The sequence below is a fragment of the Pseudomonas sp. zfem003 genome (assembly GCF_032621675.1).
Taxonomy (GTDB): domain Bacteria; phylum Pseudomonadota; class Gammaproteobacteria; order Pseudomonadales; family Pseudomonadaceae; genus Metapseudomonas; species Metapseudomonas otitidis.
Genome location: NZ_JAVYJG010000003.1, coordinates 316,024 through 340,138 on the forward strand (window position 1 = coordinate 316,024; position 24,115 = coordinate 340,138).

Here is a 24,115-nt window from a genome sequence, read left to right on the forward strand (position 1 = left end):
GGTCAGCGCGCCAGGCTGTTGCCCAGCGTCTCGCGCAGGCGGTACCAGAGCATCCCCAGCGCCAGCAGCGGCGAGCGCAGCAGCTTGCCGCCGGGGAAAGTGATGTGGGGCACCTTGGCGAACACCTCGAAGCCGCTGCCCTGCTCGCCGCAGATGGCTTCCGCCAGCAGCTTGCCCGCCAGGTGGGTGGCGTTCACCCCGTGGCCCGAGTAGGCCTGGGCGAAGTAGACGTTCGGGTGTTCGGGCCGTCGGCCGATCTGCGGCAGGCGGTTGGCACCGATGCCGATCATGCCGCCCCACTGGTAGTCGATGCGTACGTCGGCCAACTGGGGGAAGGTCGCCAGCATCTTCGGCTGCATGTAGGCAGCGATGTCCGCCGGATCACGCCCGGAGTAGTGGCAGGCGCCGCCGAACAGCAGGCGGCGGTCGGCGGAAAGGCGGTAGTAGTCCAGGGCCACGCGCTGGTCGCAGACCGCCATGTTCTGCGGCAGCAGCTGCCGCGCCAGGTCTTCGGGCAGCGGCTCGGTGGCGATGATGTAGCTGCCGGCCGGGAGCACCTTGCCGCCCAGGGTCGGGTCGAGGTCGTTGATGTAGGCGTTGCAGCCCAGCACCAGGGTGGCGGCCTTCACCTGGCCGCTGGCGGTGTGCACCGTCACCTCGGGGCCGTGGTCGATGCGCGTGGCAGCGGAGTGTTCGAATATCCGCACGCCCAGGGAGGTGGCCGCCGCCGCTTCGCCCAGGGCGAGGTTGAGCGGGTGCAGGTGGCCCGAGCCCATGTCGATGAGCCCGCCGGCATAGCGGTCGGACCCCACCACGCTGCGCATGTCACCGGGTTGCACCAGCTTCATCTCGTGGCGATAACCGAGTCCGCGCAGCTCCTCCATGTCCTCGGCGAAGCCGGCGAAGTCACGGGTCGTGTTGGCCAGGTCGCAGTAACCCCAGGTCAGGTCGCAGTTGATGGCGAACTCGTCCACCCGCTGGCGCACCAGTTCCACGGCTTCCAGGCCCATCAGCTTGAGGGCACGCACGCCTTCGGCGCCGATCACCGGCGCGAAGTGGTCGACGTCATGGCCGACGCCCCGGATCAACTGGCCGCCATTGCGCCCGCTGGCGCCCCAGCCCACCTGGCGGGCCTCCAGCAGGACCACCGAAATGCCGCGGCGGGCCAGTTCGATGGCGGTGTTGAGGCCGGAGAATCCCCCGCCGACGATGCACACGTCGGCCCGGACCTCGCCCTGCAGGGGCGGGTAGGCCAGTTGGCGGTTGGCGGTGGCGGCGTAGTAGGAGGGGGCGTGGCGGTCGCTGTGGACCGGTTGGCGAACGCGGGCGTTCATGGGCGCAATCCTGATTCTTGTGTTTGAAAAAAGCGACGCAGGATAGGCAGGCCCCTCTCCATGCGCCAAGGGGACTTCGGGAAAAATCCCTGTGCCCCCGGGGCAAGGATCGGCTCAGTCGGGAATGGGCAGGCTGAGGGTTTCCTTCACCTCTTCCATCACGATGTAGGACTTGGATTCGCGGACGTGGGGCAGCTTGAGGAGGATGTCCCCCAGCAGCTTGCGGTAGGAGGCCATCTCGTTGATGCGGGCCTTCACCAGGTAGTCGAAGTCGCCGGACACCAAGTGGCATTCGAGCACGTGGGGCAGCTTGAGCACGGCGCGGCGGAACTCCTCGAAGGTGTCGCCGGACTTGTAGTCCAGGCTGATCTCGACGAACACCAGCAGGCTGGCCTTGAGGTGCTGCGGGTTCAGCCGGGCGTTGTAGCCCATGATGATCCCCTCGCGCTCCAGGCGGCGGACGCGCTCGGTGCAGGGCGTGGTGGACAGCCCCACCCGCTCGCCCAGCTCGGTGAAGGAGATGCGGCCGTCCTCCTGGAGGATGCGTAAAATATTCCGGTCTATCTTGTCCAGCTCACGACGCGATTGATGCTGGGTTCTCATGGTGGATGCCCCTCCGCAAAAGCCGATATTGCCAAGAATTATCGCCAAATATAGCTGGCTATATAGTGAATATCACTGGTCACGCCTTCTTATACTGCCGACATCTACGCTCAAAATAACAAACGCGCCGGCAAGGCCGTCGCGGTGGAGGCAGACATGCGAGTAATGGTGCTGGGCAGCGGCGTGATTGGTACCGCGAGTGCCTACTATCTGGCCCGGGAAGGCTTCGAGGTGGTGGTGGTGGACCGTCAGCCGGCCGTCGCCATGGAAACCTCCTTCGCCAACGCAGGCCAGGTCTCGCCTGGCTACGCATCCCCCTGGGCCGCCCCCGGCGTGCCGCTCAAGGCCATCAAGTGGCTGATGCAGCGCCACGCGCCCCTGGCCATCAAGGCCACCGGCAGCCTGGACCAGTACCTGTGGATGGCGCAGATGCTGCGCAACTGTACCGCGTCCCGCTATGCGGTGAACAAGGAGCGCATGGTGCGCCTGTCCGAGTACAGCCGCGACTGCCTCGACGAGCTGCGCGCCGAAACCGGCATCGCCTATGAGGGCCGCCAGCTCGGCACCACCCAGCTGTTCCGTACCCAGGCCCAGGTCGACGCCGCCGCCAAGGACATCGCCGTCCTCGAGCGTTCCGGCGTGCCCTACGAGATCCTCGACCGCGATGGCATCGCCCGCGTCGAGCCGGCCCTGGCCAACGTCAAGCACAAGCTCGCCGGCGCCTTGCGCCTGCCCAACGACCAGACCGGCGACTGCCAGATGTTCACCACCCGCCTGGCCGAGATGGCCGTGCAGCTGGGGGTCGAGTTCCGCTTCGGCCAGGACATCCAGCGTCTGGACTTCGCCGGCGACCGCATCAACGGCGTGTGGATCGACGGCAAGCTGGAAACCGCCGACCGCTATGTGCTCGCCCTCGGCAGCTACAGCCCGCAACTGCTCAAGCCGCTGGGTATCAAGGCCCCGGTGTACCCGCTCAAGGGCTACTCGCTGACCGTGCCGATCACCAACGGTGCCATGGCCCCGACCTCGACCATCCTGGACGAGACCTACAAGGTCGCCATCACCCGCTTCGACGACCGCATCCGCGTCGGCGGTATGGCGGAGATCGCCGGCTTCGACCTGTCGCTGAACCCGCGCCGTCGCGAGACCCTGGAGATGATCACCACCGACCTCTATCCGGAAGGTGGCGACGTGGCCAAGGCCGAGTTCTGGACCGGCCTGCGCCCGGCGACCCCGGACGGCACCCCCATCGTCGGGGCCACGCCGTACCGCAACCTGTTCCTCAATACCGGACACGGTACCCTTGGCTGGACCATGGCCTGCGGTTCCGGCCGCCTGCTGGCGGACCTGATGGCGCGCAAGCGTCCGCAGATCAGCGCCGAAGGCCTGGACATCTTCCGCTACGGCAATTCCAAGGAGACCTCGAGCAATGCCAATCCAGCGACTGCACACTGAAACCCGCTACAGCGAAATCGTCATCCACAACGGCACGGTCTACCTGGCCGGCCAGCTTGACGAGAAGCTCAGCGCCGGAATCGGCCAGCAGACCCGCGAGACCCTCGCCAGCATCGACAAGCTGCTAGCCGAGGCCGGTACCGACAAGAGCCACCTGCTCTCGGTGACCATCTACCTCAAGGACATGGCGGCCGACTACGCCGCCATGAACGCGATCTGGGATGCCTGGCTGCCGAAGGGCGCCGCCCCGGCCCGCGCCTGTGTCGAGGCCCGGATGTATTCCCCCGAGGTGCTGGTGGAGATGACCGTCGTCGCCGCCCTGCCCTGACCCATTCCTCAGCCCGGCGCCCGAGCCGGGTTTTTTCCATAACCAGAAGAAGTGCCCGCCATGCGTCCCGCCCGTGCCCTCATCGACCTCGAAGCGCTGCGCCACAACTACCGTCTCGCCCGTGGTGAAGCCTCCGGTGCCCGCGCACTGGCGGTGGTCAAGGCCGATGCCTACGGACATGGCGCCGTCCGCTGCGCCCGTGCCCTGGAGGCCGAGGCCGACGGGTTCGCCGTGGCGTGCATCGAAGAAGCGCTGGCCCTGCGTGAAGCGGGCATCCGCGCGCCGATCCTGCTGCTCGAAGGCTTCTTCGAGGCCGACGAGCTGCCGCTGATCGAACAGCATGATTTCTGGTGCGTCCTGCATGCTCCCTGGCAGCTGGAGGCGGTGGAGCGAGCGACCCTCGCCCGGCCGCTGACCTTCTGGCTGAAGATGGACTCCGGGATGCACCGGGTGGGCTTCCACCCCGCCGAGTTCCGCGACGCCCACCAGCGCCTGCTGGCCAGTGGCAAGGCGGCCAAGGTGGTGCTGATGAGCCACTTCGCCCGTGCCGACGAACTGGACAGCGACAGCTGCGCCCAGCAGGTCGCCGTGTTCCAGCAGGCCCGCGCCGGTATCGAGGCGGAAGTCAGCCTGCGCAACTCGCCGGCCCTGCTGGGCTGGCCCCAGGTTCCCAGTGACTGGGTGCGCCCCGGCATCATGCTCTACGGCGCCACCCCCTTCGAGCAGGCGCATCCCCTGGCCGACCGCCTCAAGCCGGTGATGACCCTGGAGTCCAAGGTCATCAGCGTGCGTGAACTCCCGGCCGGGCAACCGGTGGGCTATGGCGCGCGCTTCGTCACCGAACGGCCGACCCGGGTCGGCGTGGTGGCCATGGGGTATGCCGATGGCTATCCGCGCCACGCGCCCACCGGCACGCCGGTGGCCATTGATGGCCAGCCCTCGCGGCTGATCGGCCGGGTCTCCATGGACATGCTCACCGTCGACCTCACCGACCTGCCCCAGGCCGGCCTCGGCAGCCGTGTCGAACTGTGGGGCAACCAGGTATCCGCTGCCGAGGTGGCGATGCACGCCGGGACCATTCCCTACCAGATCTTCTGCAACCTGCGCCGGGTCCCCCTGAGCGAGCGCTAAGCCTCGCCCGGCGGGGCCTGCGGACCACCGGTTGCTTGCCAACTTCCTGATTTTCCTGGGATTTCCCAGGGGGTTCGTTTTTTTGCGCAGTATTGACGGCCGAAGTGTTGTAAATACTGAACGCTAGCCGCATGATTGCGCGCACCAAGCCCCCCTAACAAGAATCCAGAGGAGGATCCCAGCATTGGACGTCGGTGTTCGACTGCAAGCTATCCGCAAGCTCAAAGGCCTTTCCCAGCGTGAACTCGCCAAACGTGCAGGCGTTACCAACAGCACGATTTCCATGATCGAGAAGAACAGCGTCAGCCCCTCCATCAGTTCGCTGAAGAAGGTGCTCGGGGGCATCCCCATGTCGCTGGTGGAGTTCTTTTCCCTCGACCTGGAACAGGACAACCAGACCCAGGTGGTCTATCGGGCCTCCGAACTCACCGACATCTGCAGTGGCGCCATCACCATGAAGCTGGTGGGCAAGGCCCATCCCAGCCGCGCCATCGCCTTCCTCGACGAGACCTACCCGCCGGGCACCGACACCGGTGACGAGATGTACGCCCACGAGGGCGAAGAGGCCGGCATGCTGGTCGAAGGGCGTCTCGAACTGACCGTCGGCAACGACGTGTACATCCTCGAACCGGGCGACAGCTACTACTTCGAAAGCAGCCGTCCGCACCGCTTCCGCAATCCGTTCGACCTGCCGGCTCGCCTGATCAGCGCGACCACTCCGGCAAACTTCTGAAAGACCGCTGCCGCCGATATCCCTGCGACGCGTTGGGTTGTTTCGGCCAGACGGCCATGACGTTATACTTGCGCCCGCTCGCGAAACCGTGGCCGCGGGCGTATCTAGCCACGATGAGGGTGAAAGGGTGAACCTGATAAATAAGATGCTGGCAGCGCATGTTGCCGTATTGGCCCTGTGGGCAGTTAGCGCCCAGGCCGCGACCGACGACGCCATCGCCGAGCGCATCAAGCCGGTGGGCGAGGTCTGCGTGCAGGGTCAGGAATGCAAGGGTGTCGGCGCCGTGGCAGCGGCTGCAGGCGGCGGCGCACGTACGCCGGACGACATCATCGCCAAGCACTGTGGCGCCTGCCACACCGCTGGCGTGCTGGGTGCACCGAAGATCGGTGACACCGCAGCCTGGAAAGAGCGTGCAGACCACCAGGGCGGCCTCGACGGCATCCTGGCCAAGGCCATCACCGGCATCAACGCCATGCCGCCGAAGGGCACCTGCGCCGACTGCACCGACGACGAGCTGAAAGCCACCATCAAGAAGATGTCCGGCCTGTAAGCGTCGCGAAGCATCGAAAAAGCCGCCCGAGGGCGGCTTTTTTGTGCCTGCGCGGTGCGACTCGTTGTCGCAGTGCCGCCGGGCCCGAGGTGTTCGGGCCCGGCAACGGGTCAGTCGATGAAGCTGACCTGGCCGTCCGCGAGGGAGGCCACACGAGCCAGCGACTCGATGCGGTAACCCTCTTCCTCCAGCAGGCGGCGCCCGTCCTGGAAGGACTTCTCGATGACGATGCCGAGGCCGGCGATGCTCGCGCCCGCCTGGCCGATCAGATCGATCAGCGCCTTGGCCGCGTGGCCGTTGGCGAGGAAGTCATCGATCACCAGCACATGGTCGGCGGCCGTCAGGTGCTTGGCGGAGATGGCGATGGTGCTCTCGGTCTGCTTGGTGAAGGAGAACACCTTGGAGATCAGCAGGTCGTTCTTCAGCGTCAGCGACTGGAACTTGCGCGCGAAGATCACCGGCACGCCCAGCTCGAGGCCGGCCATCACGGCCGGGGCGATGCCCGAAGCCTCGATGGTGACGATCTTGGTGATGCCTTGGCCGCGGAAGCGCTCGGCGAACTCATGGCCGATGAACTGCATGAGCTTGGGGTCGATCTGGTGATTGAGGAAGGCGTCGACCTTGAGCACCTGGTCGGAAAGCACGATGCCTTCGGAAAGGATCTTTTCTTTGAGAATGTCCACGGGAGGGGCTTCCTGCGAAGCGGCTGTCGCTGATGAAGCGGCGTATTCTACCTTGGCCAGGGGCCATCGCGCGATGCCCTTCTGGCCGTTCGGTCAGACTTCTCCTCAGGCCCGGTCAGGGCTTCTTCAGCATCGCCCGGATGTCTGCCAGCGCCGTGTTGCCACGCACCGCCTTCACCTCGGTCGGCGTGTCGTCCATGCCTTCCCACTCCAGGTCTTCCGGCGGCAGCTCGTCGAGGAAGCGGCTGGGTGAGCAGTCGATGATCTCGCCGTACTGCTTGCGCTTGGCGGCGAAGGTCATCGCCAGGTTCTGCCGGGCGCGGGTGATGCCCACGTAGGCCAGGCGGCGCTCTTCCTCGATGGTGTCGGCCTCGATGCTGGAGCGGTGCGGGAGGATGTCTTCCTCCACGCCCATGATGAACACGTAGGGGAACTCCAGGCCCTTGGACGCGTGCAGGGTCATCATCTGCACCCCCTCGGCGCCCTCTTCCTCCTCCTGCTGGCGTTCGAGCATGTCGCGCAGCACCAGCTTGGCGATGGCTTCCTCGATGGTCATGCCGCCTTCCTCGTCGCGCTCGAGGGTGTTCTTCAGCGCATCCACGAGGAACCACACGTTGCCCATGCGGAAGTCGGCGACCTTGTCGCTGGAGGCGTTCTGGCGGATCCAGTTCTCGTAGTCGATGTCCATCACCATGCTGCGCAGGGCGGCGATCGGGTCGCTCTCGGCGCACTGTTGGCGGACCTTGTCCATGAAGCGCTTGAAGCGCTGCAGGCGCTCGGTGTAGCGGCTGTCCAGGTGCTCGGCCAGGCCGATCTCGTCGGCGGCGGCGTACATCGAGATCTTCCGCTCGGTGGCGTAGTTGCCGAGCTTCTCCAGGGTGGTGGAGCCGATCTCCCGGCGCGGCACGTTGATCACCCGCAGGAAGGCGTTGTCGTCGTCCGGGTTCACCAGCAGACGGAAGTAGGACATCAGGTCCTTCACTTCCTGGCGCCCGAAGAAGCTGGTGCCGCCCGAGAGCCGGTAGGGAATCTGGTGGTGCTGCAGCTTCAGCTCCATCAGCTTGGCCTGGTGGTTGCCCCGGTAGAGGATGGCGAAGTCGCTGTAGGGCCGCTGGGTGCGCAGGTGCAGGGTGAGGATCTCCATGGCGATGCGCTCGGCCTCGGCGTCTTCGTTGCGGCAGCGGATCACCCGGATCGGGTCGCCCACGCCCATCTCGCTCCACAGCTGCTTCTCGAACACGTGGGGGTTGTTGGCGATCAGCACGTTGGCGCACTTGAGGATGCGGCTGGTGGAGCGGTAGTTCTGCTCCAGCATCACCACCTTGAGGGAGGGGAAATCCTCCTTCAGCTGCATCAGGTTCTCCGGCCGCGCGCCGCGCCAGGCGTAGATCGACTGGTCGTCGTCGCCCACCACGGTGAACTGCGCGCGGTGCTGCACCAGCAGCTTCACCAGCAGGTACTGGCTGGCGTTGGTGTCCTGGTACTCGTCCACCAGCATGTAGCGCACCCGGTACTGCCACTTTTCGAGGATGTCCGGGTTGTCCTGGAAGAGCTTCACCGGCAGCAGGATCAGGTCGTCGAAGTCCACCGCGTTGTAGGCCTTCAGCGTGCGCTGGTAGTGCAGGTAGACGATGGCCGCGGTCTGCTCCTTGGGGTTGCGCGCGTTGGCCAGGGCCTCCTCGGGCAGCACCAGGTCGTTCTTCCAGTTGCCGATGCAGTTCTTGATCTCGTCGACGCCGTCGTCGCCGGAGTACTCCTTCTGCATGATGTCCGACAGCAGCGCCTTGATGTCCGTCTCGTCGAAGATCGAGAACCCCGGCTTGTAGCCCAGCCGCGCGTGCTCCTTGCGGATGATGTTCAGGCCCAGGTTGTGGAAGGTGGACACCGTCAGCCCACGGCCTTCGGCACCGCGCAGCAGGCTGCTGACGCGCTCCTTCATCTCGCGGGCGGCCTTGTTGGTGAAGGTCACGGCGACGATGTGCTGGGCGCGGATGCCGCACTGCTGGACGAGGTAGGCGATCTTGCGGGTGATCACGCTGGTCTTGCCGGAACCGGCACCGGCGAGCACCAGGAGCGGGCCGCCGACGTAGTTCACGGCTTCCTGCTGCCGGGGGTTGAGTCGGGACATGCGGGCTGTACGGGGGAAGGGAATGGCCGCGCATTCTACCAAACCCCGCCGGGCATGCCGAAGTCCGTTCCACAGTGTGATCCAGCCCCCCTTTGGGGCAGGTTGCGACTTGGCTATTTCCACACTTCCAGTACGATTGTTCCGGCACCTGGGTCTGAGAGGCGATCTCATTCGAGCCCGGTGAGCCAACAACGTGCCGGTAGTGCACGAATAAAACGACGTCGACTACGACGCGAACAGGCGCCTGGCGCCACTGCTTCTTGTGACCTGGGGAGGTCAGATTGTCTGCGCTCGCGAAGCCCCTGCACCTGTTGCTGCTGGCGGACACGCCTGGCTGGGCGGAAGGGGTTCGCCCGCTGTTCGAGGCCCTCGGGCCGGATTACCTCCTGATCACCGCCCCCACCTGGGAAGCCGCCTCGAGCCTGTTCGACGACGGCACCGAAGGCATCCTCTTCTGCACCGCCGAACTGTTGCCCATGCCCGGCCGCTGCCACCTGCCCACCGTGCTGCTGCTGGAGCAGGACCCGGGTGAGCTGCCCGCCGGCGTCCATGACTGGCTGCCGCGCGAGCGCCTCGACCTGGACCTGCTGCGCCGCTGCCTGCGCTACCTCGGCGAACGCCAGCGGATGCAGGGCACTCTGCAGGGCCTGGCCGAGCAGGACCCGCTCACCGGCATTGCCAACCGCCAGGGCTTCCAGACCCTCCTGGCCGCGCGGCTGGTGGAATACGGCGGCACCGGCCTGACCCTCGGCCACCTCGACCTGGACAACTTCCGCCACGCCAACGATGCCCTTGGCTACCAGGCCGGCGACCGGCTGATCCTGCAGGTGGTGGCGCGGCTCAAGGCCGAGCTGTCCCCCGGTGACCAGGTCGCCCGCCTGGGCAGCGACGAATTCGCCCTGCTGCTGGACACCCGTCGCGACCCGCAACGCGCCGAGCGCCTGGCCTCGCGCCTGATGGAGGCCCTCGGCGAGCCCTTCTGGGTCGATGGCGAGAGCCTGCTGATCGGCTGCAGCCTGGGCCTGGCCCATGCCCGCCCGGACGAAGGCGCCGACCCGCTGATGTGGCACGCCCACATCGCCATGCAGCAGGCCAAGGGCGCCCAGGGCTGCACCTTCCACCTCTTCGACGCGCACCTCAACCGGGGCGCCCGCAGCCTTGCCGACCTGGAAGGCGAGCTGCGCCGGGCCCTGCGCCGGGACGAACTGGAGCTGCACTACCAGCCGCGCCTGTGCCTGAAGACCGGCCGCATCGTTGGCCTCGAAGCCCTGGTGCGCTGGCGCCACGCCGAGCGCGGCCTGCTGGCGCCCAGCGAGTTCGTGCCCCTGGCCGAGCAGAGCGGGCTGATCGTGCCGCTGGGCTACTGGGTCATCGCCCGGGCCCTGCGCGACATGCAGTGGCTGCGCGGGCGCGGCCTGCCGGCCTTGCACATGGCGGTGAACCTGTCGTTCCGCCAGTTCCAGGACAGCCAACTGCTGCCCACCCTCACCCGCCTCATCGACGAGCGCGGCGTGGACGCCCGCTGGCTGGAGTTCGAACTGACCGAGACCGCCGTCATGCGCCGCAGCGAGCAGGTGCTCACCACCATGCAGGCACTGGGCAAGGTGGGCGTGCGCTTCTCCCTAGACGACTTCGGCACCGGCTTCTCCTCCTTCGTCCACCTCAACAGCCTGCCCATCACCCTGCTGAAGATCGACAAGAGCTTCGTCGGCGGCATGCAGACGCGCCCGGAGAACCAGCAACTGGTGCGGGCCATGATCAACCTGGCGCACAACCTCAAGCTCGAAGTGGTGGCCGAAGGCGTCGAGAACACCGACCAGCTCGCCCTGCTGCGGCAGTTCGGCTGCGACCAGGTGCAGGGCTACTGGATCAGCAAGCCCCTGCCGCTGGTGGAGCTGGCGCGCTTCCTGGTGTTCGGCGTGCGCCAGCCGGCCCTCGGCCAGCCCGAGGGCTGAGCCTCAGGTCGCCACCGAGGCCCGGACGGCAACCGCCGGCTCGCCGCGCAACAGGCGGCGGGTCTTGAACTCGAAGCCCAGGGTCAGCCCCAGCGCCGCGCAGGCCAGGCCCGAGGCCAGCCCCCACCACACGCCCTGCGGGCCCCAGCCGAAGTGGAAGGCCAGCAGCCAGGCCGCCGGGGCGCCCACCAGCCAGTAGCAGCCGAGGCCGACCAGGAAGGTGGTCTTGGCATCCTTCAGCCCCCGGATGGCGCCCATGGCGATGGTCTGGATGCCGTCGAACAGCTCGAACCAGGCGGCGATCGCCAGCAGGCCCACGGCCATCTGCACCACCGCTTCGAACTCGGCGTTGCCACGTTCCAGGAACAGCCCCACCACCCACTCCGGCGCCAGCCAGAACAGCGCGGCGAAGCTCAGCATGCAACCGGCGCCCAGGCCGATGCCCAGCCGCCCGGCGCGGCGTGCGTCCTCCAGGCGGCCGGCTCCGAAGTGCTGGCCGATGCGGAAGGTCACCGCGTAGGAGATGCCCACCGGCACCATGAAGGCCACGTACACCGACATGATCGCCACCTGGTGCGCGGCCAGCGCCTGGCTGCCCAGGGCTCCCATGCACAGCGCAGCGAAGGCGAACAGGCCGGACTCCACCGCATAGGTGCCGCCGATGGGCAGGCCCAGGCGCAGCAGCTCGCGCAGGTCGTCCAGGCGCGGCTGCAGCAGGCCGTGGCGCAGCGAGTAGGCGGCATAGGCCGGGTGGCGCGTCACGTGCCAGGCCAGCAGCAGCGCCATGGCGGTCATCACCAGCGCGGTGATCAGGCCGATGCCCGCCAGGCCCAGCCGGGGCAGGCCGAACCAGCCGTGGATCAGCACATAGTTGAGCGCGAAGTTGGCCAGCGCCCCGCCGATGCTGATGGCCATCACCGGGCCGGGCCGCCCGATGGCGCTGGTGAAGCCGCGCAGGGCCATGAAGGTCATGTAGCCGGGCAGCGCGAACACCAGGGTGGAGAGGAACTGCATGGCGCCCTCGATGTTGTGCGCCTCCTGGCCGAACACCCGCAGCAGCGGCGCCAGGTTCCACAGCAGCAGCCCGGCCGCCAGGGCCAGGCCCCAGCCCAGCCACATGCCGGCCTGGGTCAGCCGCGCGGCACCGGCCACGTCCCCGGCGCCGTGGCGGATCGCCACCAGGTTGCCCACGGCGGCGATCACCCCCACGCAGAAGATCGAGACGAAGGAATAGCTCGCCGCCCCCAGGCCGCCGGCAGCCAGTTCGGCCGGGCCCAGCAGGCCCATCATCACCGTGTCGGTGAACACCATCAGCACATTGGCCAGTTGCGCGGCGATCAGCGGGCCGGCAAGGCGGAGGATGGCCAGGAGTTCCGGCCGGAGGGATGCAGGCATGAGTAATGATCACCACGGAGGGGAGAGACGCCAGGCGGGCGGCCCTGATGCGGCGAATTCTCCCAGGCCTTGAAGCCCCGCCACAAAAGGAAAAAAATGATCCCTTCCATGACTCTGACTCATGCGAGAGTGTCGCCATGTCCCGCCGCCTGCCCCCGCTCTATGCCCTGCGTGCCTTCGAGGCAGCGGCACGCAACGCCTCCTTCACCCGCGCGGCCGAGGAACTGGCCATCACCCAGAGCGCGGTGAGCCGGCACATCCGCACCCTGGAGGAGCACTTCGCCTGCCGCCTGTTCGAGCGCCGGGGCCGCCACCTGCAACTGACCGAGGCCGCGCGGGTCATCCTCCCCGGCCTGCGCGAGGGCTTCGACGCCCTGGAGCGCGCCTGTTCCATCCTGCGGGTGGACGACGGGAACCTCTGCCTCAAGGCCCCCTCCACCCTCACCATGCGCTGGCTGCTGGCGCGGCTGTCGCGCTTCCGCCACCTCAGCCCGGAGAACGAGGTGCAGCTCACCAGCGCCTGGATGGACGTGGACAAGGTGGACTTCCAGCACGAGCCGTTCGACTGCGCGGTGCTGCTCTCCGACGGCCACTTCACCCAGGACTGGGAAGTGACGCGGCTGTTCCCGGAGTGGCTGATCCCGGTCTGCGAGCCCGCCCAGGCCCGGCAGCCCTGGACGGTGCAGCAGCTGCGCCAGGCCGAGCTGCTGCACCCCACGCCGGATCGCCGCGACTGGCGGCGCTGGCTGCAGCGCATGGGGCTGGAGGAGCAGGTCTCGCTGAAGGGCGGCCAGGTGTTCGACACCCTGGAGCTGGGCATCGTCGCCGCCACCCGGGGCTATGGGGTGTCCATCGGCGACCTGGTGATGATCGCCGAGGACGCCACCAGCGGCCGCATCGGCCTGCCCTGGCCGGCTGCGGTGGCCAGCGGCGAGAGCTATTACCTGGTCTGGCCACGCGGTCGCCGGGACCAGGAACGCCTGCAGCGGCTGCGGGATTTCCTTCTCGCCGAAGTGGCCGCCATGGACCTGCCGGCCGTGGAATTGCTGGACTGAGCGGCCGTTCGTCGGCCTGACGGCAACATCGGAAAGAACAGCTCGCAGCGAAGCACAGCCGTCCTATACCTCAGTAGGGCACTCAAGTATTCTCGCCGCCCCGCGAAGGGGGCAGAGACCTCCTCGCGTGTCGCCTTGCCCTATTTCCGGAGATTCCCCCCATGAACCAGCCCAGGTCACGCATTGCCTGGCAGCTCGCCGCCGCCCTCGCCCTGATCCTCGTGTTGCTGATCAGCGGCAGCACCCTCTTCGCCCTGCGCTCGCTGGACAAGGCCAACCTGGCCACCCGCGAGGAGCACCTGGCCAGCGAGGCCCGCCTGCTGGCCGACCAGCTCACCACCTTCCATGGCAGCCTGCGCGAGAGCACCCAGCGCCTGGCCAGCCTGTTCGAGCAGCGCTTTGCCCAGGGCCTCACCCTGCACAGCGGCGAGCGCGTACCGGTGGCGGCCCTGACCCCGCCGGCGCTGTACCTCAACGGCCAGGTGCTGAACAACGACTTCACCCTGGTGGACGAATTCCGCCAACTCACCGCTGGCGTCGCCACGGTGTTCGTCCGCGATGGCGCCGACTTCGTGCGCATCACCACCTCGCTGAACAAGCAGGACGGCACCCGCGCCATCGGCACCGTGCTCGACCACGCCCACCCGGCCTACCAGCGCCTGCTGGCCGGGCAGAACTACGTGGGCCGGGCCCTGCTGTTCGACCGCTACTACATGACCCAGTACACCCCGGTGCGCGACGACACCGGTGCGGTGATCGCCGTGCTCTTCGTCGGCTTCGACTACACCGACGCGCAGAACGCCCAGTTCAGGAACCTGGAGCGCTTCCGCATCGGCCGCACCGGCTCCCTGGCATTGCTGGACGAAACCGGCAAATGGCTGGTGGCCCCCGCCGGCGTGCGCCGCCCGGAAGCCATCGGCGATGCCCTCAAGAGCCTGCAGGCCAACCCCGGCAAGGGGCTGTTCTGGAGCGATGGCACCGAGGACTTCTTCAGCATCGCCGTGCCCTTCGCCGACGGGCCCTGGCAGGTGGTGGCGAGCATGCCCGAGGAGGAGATCGGCGAGGTCACCTGGCGGGTCGGCAGCCAGCTGGCCCTCGGCAGCCTGCTGGCGATGGTGCTGGCGGTGGCTGCGGTGATCGGCCTGCTGCGCCTGCGCCTCAAGCCCCTGGGCGACCTGGTGGACCAGGCCCGCGCCCTGGGCGCCGGCAACCTCGGGGTGCGCCTGGACGTGTCCAGCCGTGACGAGATCGGCGAGCTGGCCGGCAGTTTCAACCAGATGGGCGAGGCGCTGTCGACCATGGTGGCGCACATCCGCAGTTCCGCTCAGCAGGTGAGCAGCCGCTCCCAGGTGCTCTCGGGCCTGGCCAGCGGTGCCCACGAGGGCATGGAGCAGCAGTCCGGCGAGATCAGCAGCATGGCCGGCGCGGTGGAGGAGTTCAGCGCCACCTCGCTGAACATCGCCGACAACATGCGTGCCACCGAGCGCCTGGCCAGCGACAACGCCCAGCAGACGCGCATCGGCCAGGTGGCGATGGACGAGGCGTCCACGGCCCTGGAACAGATCGCCAACGCGCTCAACGGCACCGCCGAGGTGATCAACACCCTGGGCCAGCGCTCCCAGGAGATCGGCGGCATCGTCGGCGTCATCACCGCCATCGCCGACCAGACCAACCTGCTGGCCCTCAACGCCGCCATCGAGGCCGCCCGGGCCGGCGAACAGGGCCGTGGCTTCGCCGTGGTGGCCGACGAGGTGCGCAGCCTGGCCGGCCGTACCCGCGAGGCGACCACCGAGATCTCCAGCATGATCGGCAGCATCCAGCAGGAGACCGCCAGCGCCATCAGCACCATGGAGCACGGCAAGGCGCTGATGCAGGAAGGCCTGGCGCGCAACGCCAAGGTGGCCGATGCGCTGGCACGGATCGCCCAGCAGAGCGCCGCCGCCGGCGAGCAGGTCACCGCCATCACCACCGCCACCCAGGAACAGAGCAGCACCGCGACCCTGCTCAGCAGCAACCTGCAGAGCATCGCCCTGGCCAACAGCGAGCAGCGTGAGGTGGTGGCGAACCTGGCGCAGACGGCCCGGGAGCTGGACCGCCTGGCCGAGGAGCTGCGCCAGGAAGTGGGCCGCTTCCGCTGACCCACCGGGGCCCGGCTAGCCGGGCCCTGCCGCAGGTGCTCAGCGCACCACGTGGAGGAAGTGCAGGTGCTTCTCGTACTGGTCGAGCAGGTCGCCGATCACTTCCTCCCGGCTCCAGCCCATCACGTCATAGTCCTGGCCGCCCTCGCGCAGGTACACCTCGGCGCGGAAGTACTTGCGGGCGTCGCCGTTCTCCTCGCTCCCTTCGCGGGCCATGAAGCGCGGTAGCAGCAGAGAGCGCGGACGCACCTCGTAGCTGAAGTCCACCTCCTCGCCGTGGCCGACGTTGAGCTTGCAGCGGCCGTCCTCGCCGTTCAGCACTTCCACCGCGCAGCCCTGCTTGCGCAGCTCCTCGGCCACCTCCAGGCAGGCCGGGCGCACCACTTCGTCGATGAAGCGGGTGACGTGGCTGCGCCGGGGGAACATGAGGATGTTGCGCAGCCGCCGCTGCCAGCCGCCCAGCTGCTGCTGCGCCGGGCGCGACAGGGCGAGTGCCTGGTAGCGGATGCCGCGCTTGGTGGCGTCCAGCCGCAGGGCCTTGAGCAGGCCCCAGGTGGCGGCCAGCAACACCGCTGCGAAGGGCAGCGCGCTGGCGATGGTGGCGGTCTGCAGGGCCTTGAGGCCGTCGGCCAGCAGCAGTGCCATGGCCACCACGCCAGTGAGAATCGACCAGAACAGGCGCTGCCACAGCGGGGTGTTCTCCTTCCCTCCCGAGGCCAGCATGTCCAGCACCAGGGCTCCGGAGTCGGCCGAGGTGACGAAGAACACCACCACCATCGCCACTGCCAGCAGCGACAACAGGGTGGACAGGGGGAAGTGGTCGAGGAAGGCGAACAGTGCCAGCGAGCTGTCCTGCTGCACCGTTTCCACCAGGTCGAGGTAGCCCTGGTTGAGCACCATGTGGATGGCGGTGTCGCCGAAGATGGTCATCCACAGCAGGGTGAAGCCGGCGGGGACGAACAGCACCCCGCAGACGAACTCGCGGATGGTGCGGCCGCGTGAGATACGGGCGAAGAACAGCCCGACGAAGGGCGACCAGGACAACCACCAGCCCCAGTAGAGCAGCGTCCAGCCGCCGATCCAGTCGGTGGGTTCGTAGGCGTAGAGGTTGAAGGTCTTGCTGACGATCTCCGACAGGTAGCCGCCGGTGTTCTGCACGAAGGTCTGCAGCAGGAACACCGTGGGGCCGAGGACCAGCACCAGCAGCATCAGCAGGGTTGCCAGCGCCAGGTTCAGCTCCGACAGGACCTTGATGCCCTTGTTCAGCCCACTGGCTGCCGAGAGGGTGGCCAGGCCGCAGGTGCCGGCGATCAGTGCCAGCTGCACCGGAGTGCTGACCGGGACGCCGAAGAGGTGGTGCAGGCCGCCGTTGATCTGCAGCACGCCGTAGCCCAGGGAGGTGGCGATGCCGAACACGGTGCCGAGGATGGCGAAGATGTCCACCGCATGGCCGATGGGGCCGTAGATGCGATCGCCGATCAGCGGGTAGAGCGCCGAGCGCAGGGTCAGCGGCAGGTCATGGCGGAAGCAGAAGAAGGCCAGGATCAGCGCGACGATGGCGTAGATCGACCAGGCATGGAGGCCCCAGTGGAAGAAGGTCAGCTTCATGGCCTCCTTCGCGGCGGCCACGGTGTGGGGGTCGCCTACCGGCGGGTTGACGTAGTGCATCAGGGGTTCGGCCACGCCGAAGAACATCAGGCCGATGCCCATGCCGGCGGCAAAGAGCATGGCGAACCAGGTGCCGTTGCCGTAGTCGGGGCGGCTGTGGTCGGGGCCGAGACGGATGTCGCCGAAGCGGCTGACGGCGAGGAAGACGACGGTGATGAGGATCAGCGCGACGCTGAGGACGTAGAACCAGCTGGCGTTCAGGACGATCCACTGCTGGATCTGGCCGAACAGCCACTGGGCCTGGTCGCGGGCCAGGGTGCTGTAGAGCACCAGGGCGATGACGAGGACGGCAGAGCCGTAGAACACCGGTGGGTTGAGGGTGGATGGGGAAGACGAACGTGCCTCCATTGAGCTAGCTCTCCTTTCGATCGGATGGCCGCCAAGGGCGGAAGGCGGCGCAGTCTAACAGAGTCGATAGATCGGCTCTTTCGGCCCCTTGTTCCTCATAGTTTTTTCAGCTGCTGGTCGGCCGGTACTGCAGGGCTTCCGCCAGGTGGTGGCGCTGGATGTCGGGCGCGTCCGCCAGGTCGGCGAGGGTGCGGGCCACCTTGATCAGCCGGTACGCGGCACGCAGGGACAACCCGAGGCGCTCGCAGGCCTGCTCCAGCCAATGCTGGTCGTCGGGCGTCAGCGGACAGTGCTGGTGCAGCCGGGATAGGTCGAGGAAGGCGTTGGCGCAGCCCTGGCGAGCCAGTTGCCGACGCCGGGCTCGTCCGACTTCCCCGGCGGCGGTGGCACTGTCGAGCCCGCCGCTGACGGGCGCGCCAAGGTGTGTGGCTTCGCGGGCGACCGTCAGGTGCAGGTCGATGCGGTCCAGCAGCGGACCGGAGAGCCGGGCCCGGTAGCGCTGGATCTGCTCCGGTGTGCAGCGGCAGCGATGGGTGTCGTCGCCCAGGTAGCCGCAGGGGCAGGGGTTCATGGCCGCCACCAGTTGGAAGCGCGCCGGGAAGCGCACCCGGTCATTGGCCCGGGCGATGATGATCTCGCCACTTTCCAGGGGCTCTCGGAGGACCTCCAGCACCTTGCGGTCGAATTCCGGCAGCTCGTCGAGGAACAGCACGCCCTGGTGCGCCAGGGTGATCTCGCCAGGTTTCGGACGACTGCCCCCACCCACCAGGGCCGGGCCGGACGCGCTGTGGTGAGGCTGCCTGAAGGGACGCTGGGGCCAGCATGCCAGCGGCGATTGGCTGGCCACCGAATGGATGGCGGCCACTTCCAGGGCCTCGTGTTCCTCCAGCGGAGGCAGCAGGCCCGGCAGGCGGCTGGCCAGCAGCGTCTTGCCGGTGCCGGGCGGGCCGGACAGCAGCAGGTTGTGGGCTCCGGCTGCTGCCACCAGCAGCGCGCGTTTGGCCGCCAGCTGGCCCTGGACGTCAGCGAGATCGGGATAGGGCGCAGCCTGCAGCGGCAGGCCCTGGCTCTGGAACGGTGCCAGCGGGGTCTGGCCGTTGAGGTGGGCGGCCAGCTCCAGCAGGTGGCCCACGGCGAACACCGTCAGGCCGCTGGCCAGGCTGGCCTCCTCGGCGTTCTCCCGCGGCACCACCAGCGCCCGTCCGGCAGCGCGAGCCGCCAGCGCAGCGGGCAACACGCCCTGCACCGGACGCAGGGCACCGGACAGCGCCAGCTCGCCGAGGCACTCCAACTGCTCCAGGGCTGCGGCGGGCACCTGGCCGCTGGCCGCGAGGATGCCGAGGGCGACGGCCAGGTCGAAGCGTCCGCCTTCCTTGGGAAGATCGGCTGGTGCAAGGCTGAGGGTGATGCGCCGCAGGGGGAATTCGAAACCGCTGGTGAGCAGGGCGCTGCGGACGCGGTCCTTGCTCTCCTTGACGGCGGTTTCCGGGAGGCCGACCAGGGACAGGGACGGCAGGCCGTTGGCCAGGTGCGCCTCCACTGTGACGGCGGGGGCTTCCACGCCGACCTGGGCGCGGCTGTGGACGAGGGCCAGGGACATGGATCGCTCCTTGATCGGTCCGCCCGGCCGGAGTGGCTTACTCCGTGGGCGGCGGGTTCAGCTGGGCTTCCAGCTCCGCGACCTTGGCCTCCAGGGCTTCCAGGCGCGCGCGGGTGCGGGCGAGCACCACCATCTGGCTGTCGAATTCCTCGCGGCTGACCAGGTCCAGCTTGCTGAAGGCGCTCTGCATCAGGGCCTTGAACTGGGCCTCGAATTCGGCGCGGGGCAGCGGGGTGTCGCCGTTGAACAGGCGGGAGGCGTGGGAGCCGAGGGCATCGAGCAGGGCTTTGGGCGGCAGCATGGTTGGCATCCGTTGACAGGGCGGGCCGGAGTTTACCACGGGGTCCCGGCCGAGTCGGGCGACAGGCCGACGCACGATTTCCGAGCAATGGCTGAAGTGCGCGTGCACCTTTTCCGTGCATCGTTTTGGGGCAGTGCTGCCCGGCGCCACGGCCAAGAGCCACTATCTGCTTGAAAAACGGGGCTTTTGGGCGAGCTGGCAAGCTTTCTGCTTTAGCGCTGGTGAAGGGTGCACCGATGCAGTACCGGTGCGTCAGGCGAGGCGGGGGAGTGTTTCGCCAGGAGCGGTTGGTTGGCGTCGAAGCGGGCCGGGCCAGGGCGGTTCGACGCGTTACAAAGCCAGGCACTGCGCTTAGACTTGAGCCGGGTTCGTTTTCCTGGGGCAAGTCCACCAAATACGGGAGAAGTTTCATGAAGCTAGTCACTGCCATCATCAAGCCGTTCAAACTCGATGACGTGCGCGAGTCGCTGTCCGAGATCGGCGTGCAGGGCATCACCGTTACCGAGGTCAAGGGCTTCGGGCGCCAGAAAGGCCACACCGAGCTGTACCGTGGCGCCGAGTACGTCGTCGACTTCCTGCCCAAGGTGAAGATCGACGTCGCCATCGCCGATGACCAGCTCGACCGTGTCATCGAGGCCATCACCAAGGCGGCCAACACCGGGAAGATCGGTGACGGCAAGATCTTCGTCGTGAATCTGGAACAGGCCATCCGCATCCGTACCGGCGAAACCGGCACCGACGCGATCTAAGCCTCCGAACCCCAACGCCCCAGGAGAAAACCACATGACTCTGCGTAAAGCCGCAGGGCTAGGAGCCCTTTTGTCCCTCGTTACCCCCGGCCTGGCCATGGCCGCCGACGAGGTCGTGCTGAACAGTGGCGACACCGCATGGATGATCGTCGCCACGGCACTGGTGCTGTTCATGACCATTCCCGGCCTGGCGCTGTTCTACGGCGGCATGGTCCGCTCCAAGAACGTCCTCTCGGTGATGATGCAATGCTTCGCCATCACCGGCCTGATCAGCGTGCTCTGGGTCGTCTACGGCTACAGCCTGGCCTTCGACACCACCGGCATGGAGCAGGGCGTCGTCAACTTCAATTCCTTCATCGGCGGCCTGTCCAAGGCCTTCCTCAGCGGCCTGAACACCAGCAGCCTGGTGTACGCCGTGCCGGAAAGCGTGTTCATCACCTTCCAGATGACCTTCGCCATCATCACCCCGGCCCTGATCGTCGGTGCCTTCGCCGAGCGCATGAAGTTCTCCGCGATGCTGATCTTCATGGCCGTGTGGTTCACCCTGGTCTACGCGCCGATTGCCCACATGGTGTGGAGCGGCAACGGCGGCCTGATGTGGGACTGGGGCGTGCTGGACTTCGCCGGTGGCACCGTGGTGCACATCAACGCCGGTATCGCCGGCCTGGTGGCCTGCATCGTGCTGGGCAAGCGCAAGGGCTACCCGACCACCCCGATGGCCCCGCACAACCTGGGCTACACCCTGATCGGCGCCGCCATGCTGTGGGTGGGCTGGTTCGGCTTCAACGCCGGCTCCGCCGTGGCAGCCAATGGCACTGCGGGCATGGCCCTGCTGGTCACCCAGATCGCCACCGCGGCGGCTGCCCTGGGCTGGATGTTCGCTGAGTGGCTGACCCACGGTAAGCCGAGTGCCCTGGGCATCGCCTCCGGTGTGGTCGCCGGCCTGGTCGCCGTGACCCCGGCCGCTGGCACCGTCGGCCCCATGGGCGCCCTGGTGATCGGCCTGGCCGCTGGCGTGATCTGCTTCTTCAGCGCCACCAGCCTCAAGCGCAAGCTGGGCTACGACGACTCCCTGGACGCCTTCGGCGTGCACGGCATCGGCGGCATCGTCGGCGCCCTGCTGACCGGCGTGTTCGCAGCACCGGCCCTGGGTGGCTTCGGCACCGTCGAGAACATCGCGGCCCAGCTGTTCATCCAGTTCAAGGGCGTGGCCTTCACGGTCGTCTATACCGCTGTGGTCACCTTCGTGATCCTCAAGGTGCTGGACCTGGTGATCGGCCTGCGGGTCAACGAAGAGGAAGAGGCCGTCGGCCTCGACCTGGCGCAGCACAACGAGCGCGGCTACAACCTGTAAGCCCGCCGGCCCCTCCGGGGCGTGCGAACCGCTGCCAAGGGCGCCGAAAGGCGCCCTTTGCTTTTTCAGAGGCCGCGCTAGAATGCGCGCCGAGCGAAATCCGAGGGAGTGGCGCCCATGTGGCACCAGACGCTGATCACCTTGAAGCCGCGTGCGCGAGGCTTCCACCTGGTCACCGACGAGCTGCTGGCCGGATTGCCGGAACTGGGTCGCTGCCGTATCGGTCTGTTGCACCTGCTGCTGCAACACACATCGGCTTCACTGAGCGTCAACGAAAATGCCGACCCCTCCGTGAGGCGCGATTTCGAGCGGTTCTTCAACCGCCTCGTGCCCCAGGGCGAGGGTGGCTACGAACATGACTACGAAGGCCCGGACGACCTGCCGGCGCACTTCAAGTCGAGCCTGCTGGGCTGCCAGCTGACCTTGCCGGTGCGTGACGGGGCGCTCGCCCTGGGTACCTGGCAGGGGATCTACCTCGGCGAACACCGCGATCAGGGCGGTGCGCGTCGGGTGCTGGCGACCCTCTACGGCGAGGCATCGTGATTTTTTCCGGGCGCGTAGAAACCTGGCGCGACTGGGCTATAACTAACCTGCTCTTGCAAGACACGAGGTAGAAGAATGAGCGACGAAGAACTGGAACAAGACGAGCTCGAAGCGGGCGACGAGGACGAAGGCGAGGAGCTGGCTGCCGCCGAGGACAGTGGCGACGACAGCGATGACGGCGAATCCCCCGCCCCTGCCGGCAAGGGCAAGAAAGCCGCTGCCGTCGAGGTCGAGGAGCTGCCCAGCGTCGAAGCCAAGCAGAAGGAGCGCGATGCGCTGGCCCGTGCCATGGAGGAATTCCTGGCCCGTGGCGGCAAGGTGCAGGAGGTGGAGCCCAACGTGGTCGCCGACCCGCCCAAGAAGCCGGACAGCAAGTACGGCAGCCGCCCCATCTGATTGAGTTGCCTGGAAGAGCCCGCTTGATGCGGGCTTTTTCATGCCTGCGATTCGGGGTCAGGCACCCCGGTGCCAGCGCTCCAGCAGTGTGGGTAGCTGGTCCAGGGTACGAATCTCCGCGTCGGGGTGGTCGTCGCCGTCCCAGGGTTTGCCCTGGGGGTTGAACCACACCGCGCGCATGCCGGCATTGCGGGCGCCCTGGATGTCGTCGCTGGGGTGATCGCCGATGTGCACCGCCTGGGCGGCGGGGACGCCGGCCCGGCGCAGCGCTTCTTCGAAGGGATGTGGGTCCGGCTTGCCGATGCCCAGTTCCTCGGCGCAGAGGGCGAACTGGAAGTAGTCCGCCAGGCCCAGGCGGCGGACGTCGGCGTTGCCGTTGGTGATCACGGCCAGCCGGTAGTGGTTGGCCAGGCGCTCCAGGGTCGGGTGCACCTCGGGGAACAGGTCGATGCGGTGCCGCGCGGCCAGGAACACCTGAAAGCCGGCCTCCGCCAGCTCCGCGGCCTCGGCCTGTGGATAACCGGCCTCTTCCAGGGCATGGAAGAGGATGCGCCGGCGCAGCTCGCTCAGGCGGTGCCTGAGTCCGGGGGTGGCGTCCACCAGGCGGGCGCGGATCGCCCACAGGTGCTCGATCGGCACGGGCCCCAGGCGCGGCGCCTCGTTGCCCAGCCATTCGCGCAGGGTGGCTTCGGCGCCCTGCATCACCACCGAGACGTCCCACAGGGTGTCGTCCAGGTCGAAGGTCACCAGTTGGATGCTCATTCCTCGTCCTTGGCTCCGTTGCGTCGTGCCCGGGGGTGGGCCTTGTCGTAGACCGCCGCCAGGTGCTGGAAGTCCAGGTGGGTGTAGATCTGCGTGGTGGAGATGTCGGCGTGGCCGAGCAGCTCCTGCACCGCCCGCAGGTCCTGGGAGGACTCCAGCATGTGGCTGGCGAAGGAGTGCCGCAGCATGTGCGGATGGACGTGCTGGCCCAGCTCGCGCACCCCGGCCACCCGCACCCGTTCGCGCACGGCGCGGGGGCCGATGCGCCGCCCCTGGCGGGTGACGAAGACGGCACCGTCCACCGGGGACACGCTGGCGCGGTGGGGCAGCCAGCGCTCCAGTGCCTGGCGCGCCATGCGCCCGAGGGGCAGTTCGCGGATCTTGTTGCCCTTGCCGATCACCCGCACGCTGCCGTCGGCCAGGTCCAGGCGGTCCAGGTCCAGGCCCACCAGTTCCGACAGGCGCAGGCCGGAGGAATAGAACAGCTCGAGGATGGCCTGGTCGCGACGGGCCATGAACTCGTCTTCCACTGCGCCATCCAGCAACTGTTGGGTGCGGTCGGCATCCAGGGTGCGGGGCAGGCGTCGCTCGCCCTTGGGCGCGCTGATGCCGCTGGCCGGGTCGTGTCGGCAGCGGCCCTCGCGGATCAGGTAGCGGTACAGGCCGCGTACGGCGGAGAGCAGGCGGGCGAGGCTGCGGGCGGACTGCCCCTGCTGGTGCAGGCGCGCCACCATGCTGCGCAGCGGGCGGGGTTGCAGCGTGGTCCAGTCATCGAGGCCGAAGCCTTCGGCCAGGGCCACGACCTTCTCCAGGTCGCGCCGGTAGCCTTCCAGCGTGTGCGGGGAAACCTGGCGCTCACTGCGCAGGTGTTCGAGGTAGCGCTCCAGATCGGCCTTCATCGGTCCT

22 protein-coding genes and 1 pseudogene are annotated in these 24,115 nt (G+C 67.7%); 13 read left to right on the forward strand and 10 right to left on the reverse strand.

Going from position 1 to position 24,115, the window contains the following annotated elements; genetic code table 11:
• Window positions 1-2 precede the first annotated feature (2 nt).
• Window positions 3-1,334 (reverse strand): FAD-binding oxidoreductase, encoded by a 1,332-nt coding sequence (locus RTK35_RS07635; RefSeq protein WP_316907722.1) that lies wholly within the window; start codon window positions 1,332-1,334, stop codon window positions 3-5.
• A gap of 114 nt (window positions 1,335-1,448) precedes the next feature.
• Window positions 1,449-1,937 (reverse strand): transcriptional regulator DadR, encoded by a 489-nt coding sequence (gene dadR, locus RTK35_RS07640; protein WP_044400730.1) that lies wholly within the window; start codon window positions 1,935-1,937, stop codon window positions 1,449-1,451.
• A 156-nt stretch (window positions 1,938-2,093) separates the two neighbouring features.
• Here dadR and dadA point away from each other — a divergent pair, with 156 nt between their 5' ends.
• The 5 genes from dadA (at window position 2,094) to RTK35_RS07665 (ending at window position 6,134) form a co-directional block, all read left to right on the forward strand.
• Window positions 2,094-3,392, forward strand: coding sequence for a D-amino acid dehydrogenase (gene dadA, locus RTK35_RS07645; RefSeq protein ID WP_316907723.1), 1,299 nt, complete (start codon window positions 2,094-2,096; stop codon window positions 3,390-3,392).
• Window positions 3,367-3,720, forward strand: coding sequence for a RidA family protein (locus RTK35_RS07650; RefSeq protein ID WP_044400736.1), 354 nt, complete (start codon window positions 3,367-3,369; stop codon window positions 3,718-3,720). The genes dadA and RTK35_RS07650 overlap by 26 nt, the downstream gene beginning before the upstream one ends.
• A gap of 60 nt (window positions 3,721-3,780) precedes the next feature.
• Entirely contained in the window at window positions 3,781-4,851 is a 1,071-nt protein-coding gene (gene alr / locus RTK35_RS07655; protein WP_316907724.1) for an alanine racemase, read from the forward strand.
• A 184-nt stretch (window positions 4,852-5,035) separates the two neighbouring features.
• Window positions 5,036-5,584, forward strand: coding sequence for a cupin domain-containing protein (locus RTK35_RS07660; RefSeq protein ID WP_044400741.1), 549 nt, complete (start codon window positions 5,036-5,038; stop codon window positions 5,582-5,584).
• A 127-nt stretch (window positions 5,585-5,711) separates the two neighbouring features.
• Complete coding sequence (locus RTK35_RS07665) at window positions 5,712-6,134, forward strand: c-type cytochrome (protein WP_044400744.1); 423 nt, start codon at window positions 5,712-5,714, stop codon at window positions 6,132-6,134.
• 110 nt (window positions 6,135-6,244) lie between these two features.
• On the opposite strand, the gene RTK35_RS07670 is transcribed toward RTK35_RS07665, so the two are convergent.
• Both RTK35_RS07670 and rep read right to left on the reverse strand, forming a co-directional pair.
• Entirely contained in the window at window positions 6,245-6,817 is a 573-nt protein-coding gene (locus RTK35_RS07670) for a xanthine phosphoribosyltransferase (RefSeq protein ID WP_107329317.1), read from the reverse strand.
• A 115-nt stretch (window positions 6,818-6,932) separates the two neighbouring features.
• Window positions 6,933-8,945 (reverse strand): DNA helicase Rep, encoded by a 2,013-nt coding sequence (rep, locus tag RTK35_RS07675; RefSeq protein WP_044400749.1) that lies wholly within the window; start codon window positions 8,943-8,945, stop codon window positions 6,933-6,935.
• A 281-nt stretch (window positions 8,946-9,226) separates the two neighbouring features.
• Here rep and RTK35_RS07680 point away from each other — a divergent pair, with 281 nt between their 5' ends.
• Complete coding sequence (locus RTK35_RS07680) at window positions 9,227-10,900, forward strand: putative bifunctional diguanylate cyclase/phosphodiesterase (protein ID WP_208273368.1); 1,674 nt, start codon at window positions 9,227-9,229, stop codon at window positions 10,898-10,900.
• Window positions 10,901-10,903: 3 nt separating this feature from the next.
• On the opposite strand, the gene RTK35_RS07685 is transcribed toward RTK35_RS07680, so the two are convergent.
• Complete coding sequence (locus RTK35_RS07685) at window positions 10,904-12,295, reverse strand: NorM family multidrug efflux MATE transporter (RefSeq protein ID WP_222900666.1); 1,392 nt, start codon at window positions 12,293-12,295, stop codon at window positions 10,904-10,906.
• 137 nt (window positions 12,296-12,432) lie between these two features.
• Between RTK35_RS07685 and RTK35_RS07690 the strand changes: the two genes are divergently transcribed.
• The 3 genes and pseudogenes from RTK35_RS07690 (at window position 12,433) to RTK35_RS30490 (ending at window position 15,488) form a co-directional block, all read left to right on the forward strand.
• Complete coding sequence (locus tag RTK35_RS07690) at window positions 12,433-13,350, forward strand: LysR substrate-binding domain-containing protein (RefSeq protein WP_044400758.1); 918 nt, start codon at window positions 12,433-12,435, stop codon at window positions 13,348-13,350.
• A 161-nt stretch (window positions 13,351-13,511) separates the two neighbouring features.
• Window positions 13,512-14,633: pseudogene (locus RTK35_RS30485) on the forward strand (Cache 3/Cache 2 fusion domain-containing protein); the annotation flags it as partial.
• A gap of 132 nt (window positions 14,634-14,765) precedes the next feature.
• The gene (locus RTK35_RS30490) at window positions 14,766-15,488 is read left to right on the forward strand and encodes a methyl-accepting chemotaxis protein (protein WP_373870815.1); all 723 of its coding nucleotides are present in this window, start codon (window positions 14,766-14,768) and stop codon (window positions 15,486-15,488) included.
• A gap of 39 nt (window positions 15,489-15,527) precedes the next feature.
• On the opposite strand, the gene betT is transcribed toward RTK35_RS30490, so the two are convergent.
• The 3 genes from betT to RTK35_RS07710 form a co-directional block, all read right to left on the reverse strand.
• Window positions 15,528-17,504, reverse strand: coding sequence for a choline BCCT transporter BetT (gene betT, locus RTK35_RS07700; RefSeq protein ID WP_316907725.1), 1,977 nt, complete (start codon window positions 17,502-17,504; stop codon window positions 15,528-15,530).
• 106 nt (window positions 17,505-17,610) lie between these two features.
• Window positions 17,611-19,104: a YifB family Mg chelatase-like AAA ATPase gene (locus RTK35_RS07705; protein WP_316907726.1), complete on the reverse strand. Its 1,494-nt coding sequence runs from the start codon at window positions 19,102-19,104 to the stop codon at window positions 17,611-17,613.
• 37 nt (window positions 19,105-19,141) lie between these two features.
• Window positions 19,142-19,405 carry an accessory factor UbiK family protein gene (locus tag RTK35_RS07710; protein ID WP_044400771.1) on the reverse strand — a complete coding sequence of 88 codons (264 nt, stop codon included), beginning with the start codon at window positions 19,403-19,405 and terminating at the stop codon, window positions 19,142-19,144.
• Window positions 19,406-19,815: 410 nt separating this feature from the next.
• Here RTK35_RS07710 and glnK point away from each other — a divergent pair, with 410 nt between their 5' ends.
• From glnK to sutA, 4 genes are all read left to right on the forward strand, one after another.
• Window positions 19,816-20,154 carry a P-II family nitrogen regulator gene (glnK, locus tag RTK35_RS07715; RefSeq protein ID WP_003457590.1) on the forward strand — a complete coding sequence of 113 codons (339 nt, stop codon included), beginning with the start codon at window positions 19,816-19,818 and terminating at the stop codon, window positions 20,152-20,154.
• Window positions 20,155-20,188: 34 nt separating this feature from the next.
• Window positions 20,189-21,508: an ammonium transporter gene (locus tag RTK35_RS07720; protein ID WP_316907727.1), complete on the forward strand. Its 1,320-nt coding sequence runs from the start codon at window positions 20,189-20,191 to the stop codon at window positions 21,506-21,508.
• A 117-nt stretch (window positions 21,509-21,625) separates the two neighbouring features.
• A complete protein-coding gene (locus tag RTK35_RS07725) occupies window positions 21,626-22,051 on the forward strand; it encodes a secondary thiamine-phosphate synthase enzyme YjbQ (RefSeq protein ID WP_044400781.1) in 426 nt (141 codons plus the stop codon).
• A 75-nt stretch (window positions 22,052-22,126) separates the two neighbouring features.
• The gene (gene sutA, locus RTK35_RS07730; RefSeq protein ID WP_044400784.1) at window positions 22,127-22,447 is read left to right on the forward strand and encodes a transcriptional regulator SutA; all 321 of its coding nucleotides are present in this window, start codon (window positions 22,127-22,129) and stop codon (window positions 22,445-22,447) included.
• Window positions 22,448-22,504: 57 nt separating this feature from the next.
• On the opposite strand, the gene RTK35_RS07735 is transcribed toward sutA, so the two are convergent.
• Window positions 22,505-23,209 carry an HAD family hydrolase gene (locus RTK35_RS07735; protein WP_172432278.1) on the reverse strand — a complete coding sequence of 235 codons (705 nt, stop codon included), beginning with the start codon at window positions 23,207-23,209 and terminating at the stop codon, window positions 22,505-22,507.
• Window positions 23,206-24,108 carry a tyrosine recombinase XerC gene (gene xerC / locus RTK35_RS07740; RefSeq protein ID WP_044400790.1) on the reverse strand — a complete coding sequence of 301 codons (903 nt, stop codon included), beginning with the start codon at window positions 24,106-24,108 and terminating at the stop codon, window positions 23,206-23,208. The genes RTK35_RS07735 and xerC overlap by 4 nt, the downstream gene beginning before the upstream one ends.
• Between the last annotated feature and the right edge of the window lie 7 nt (window positions 24,109-24,115).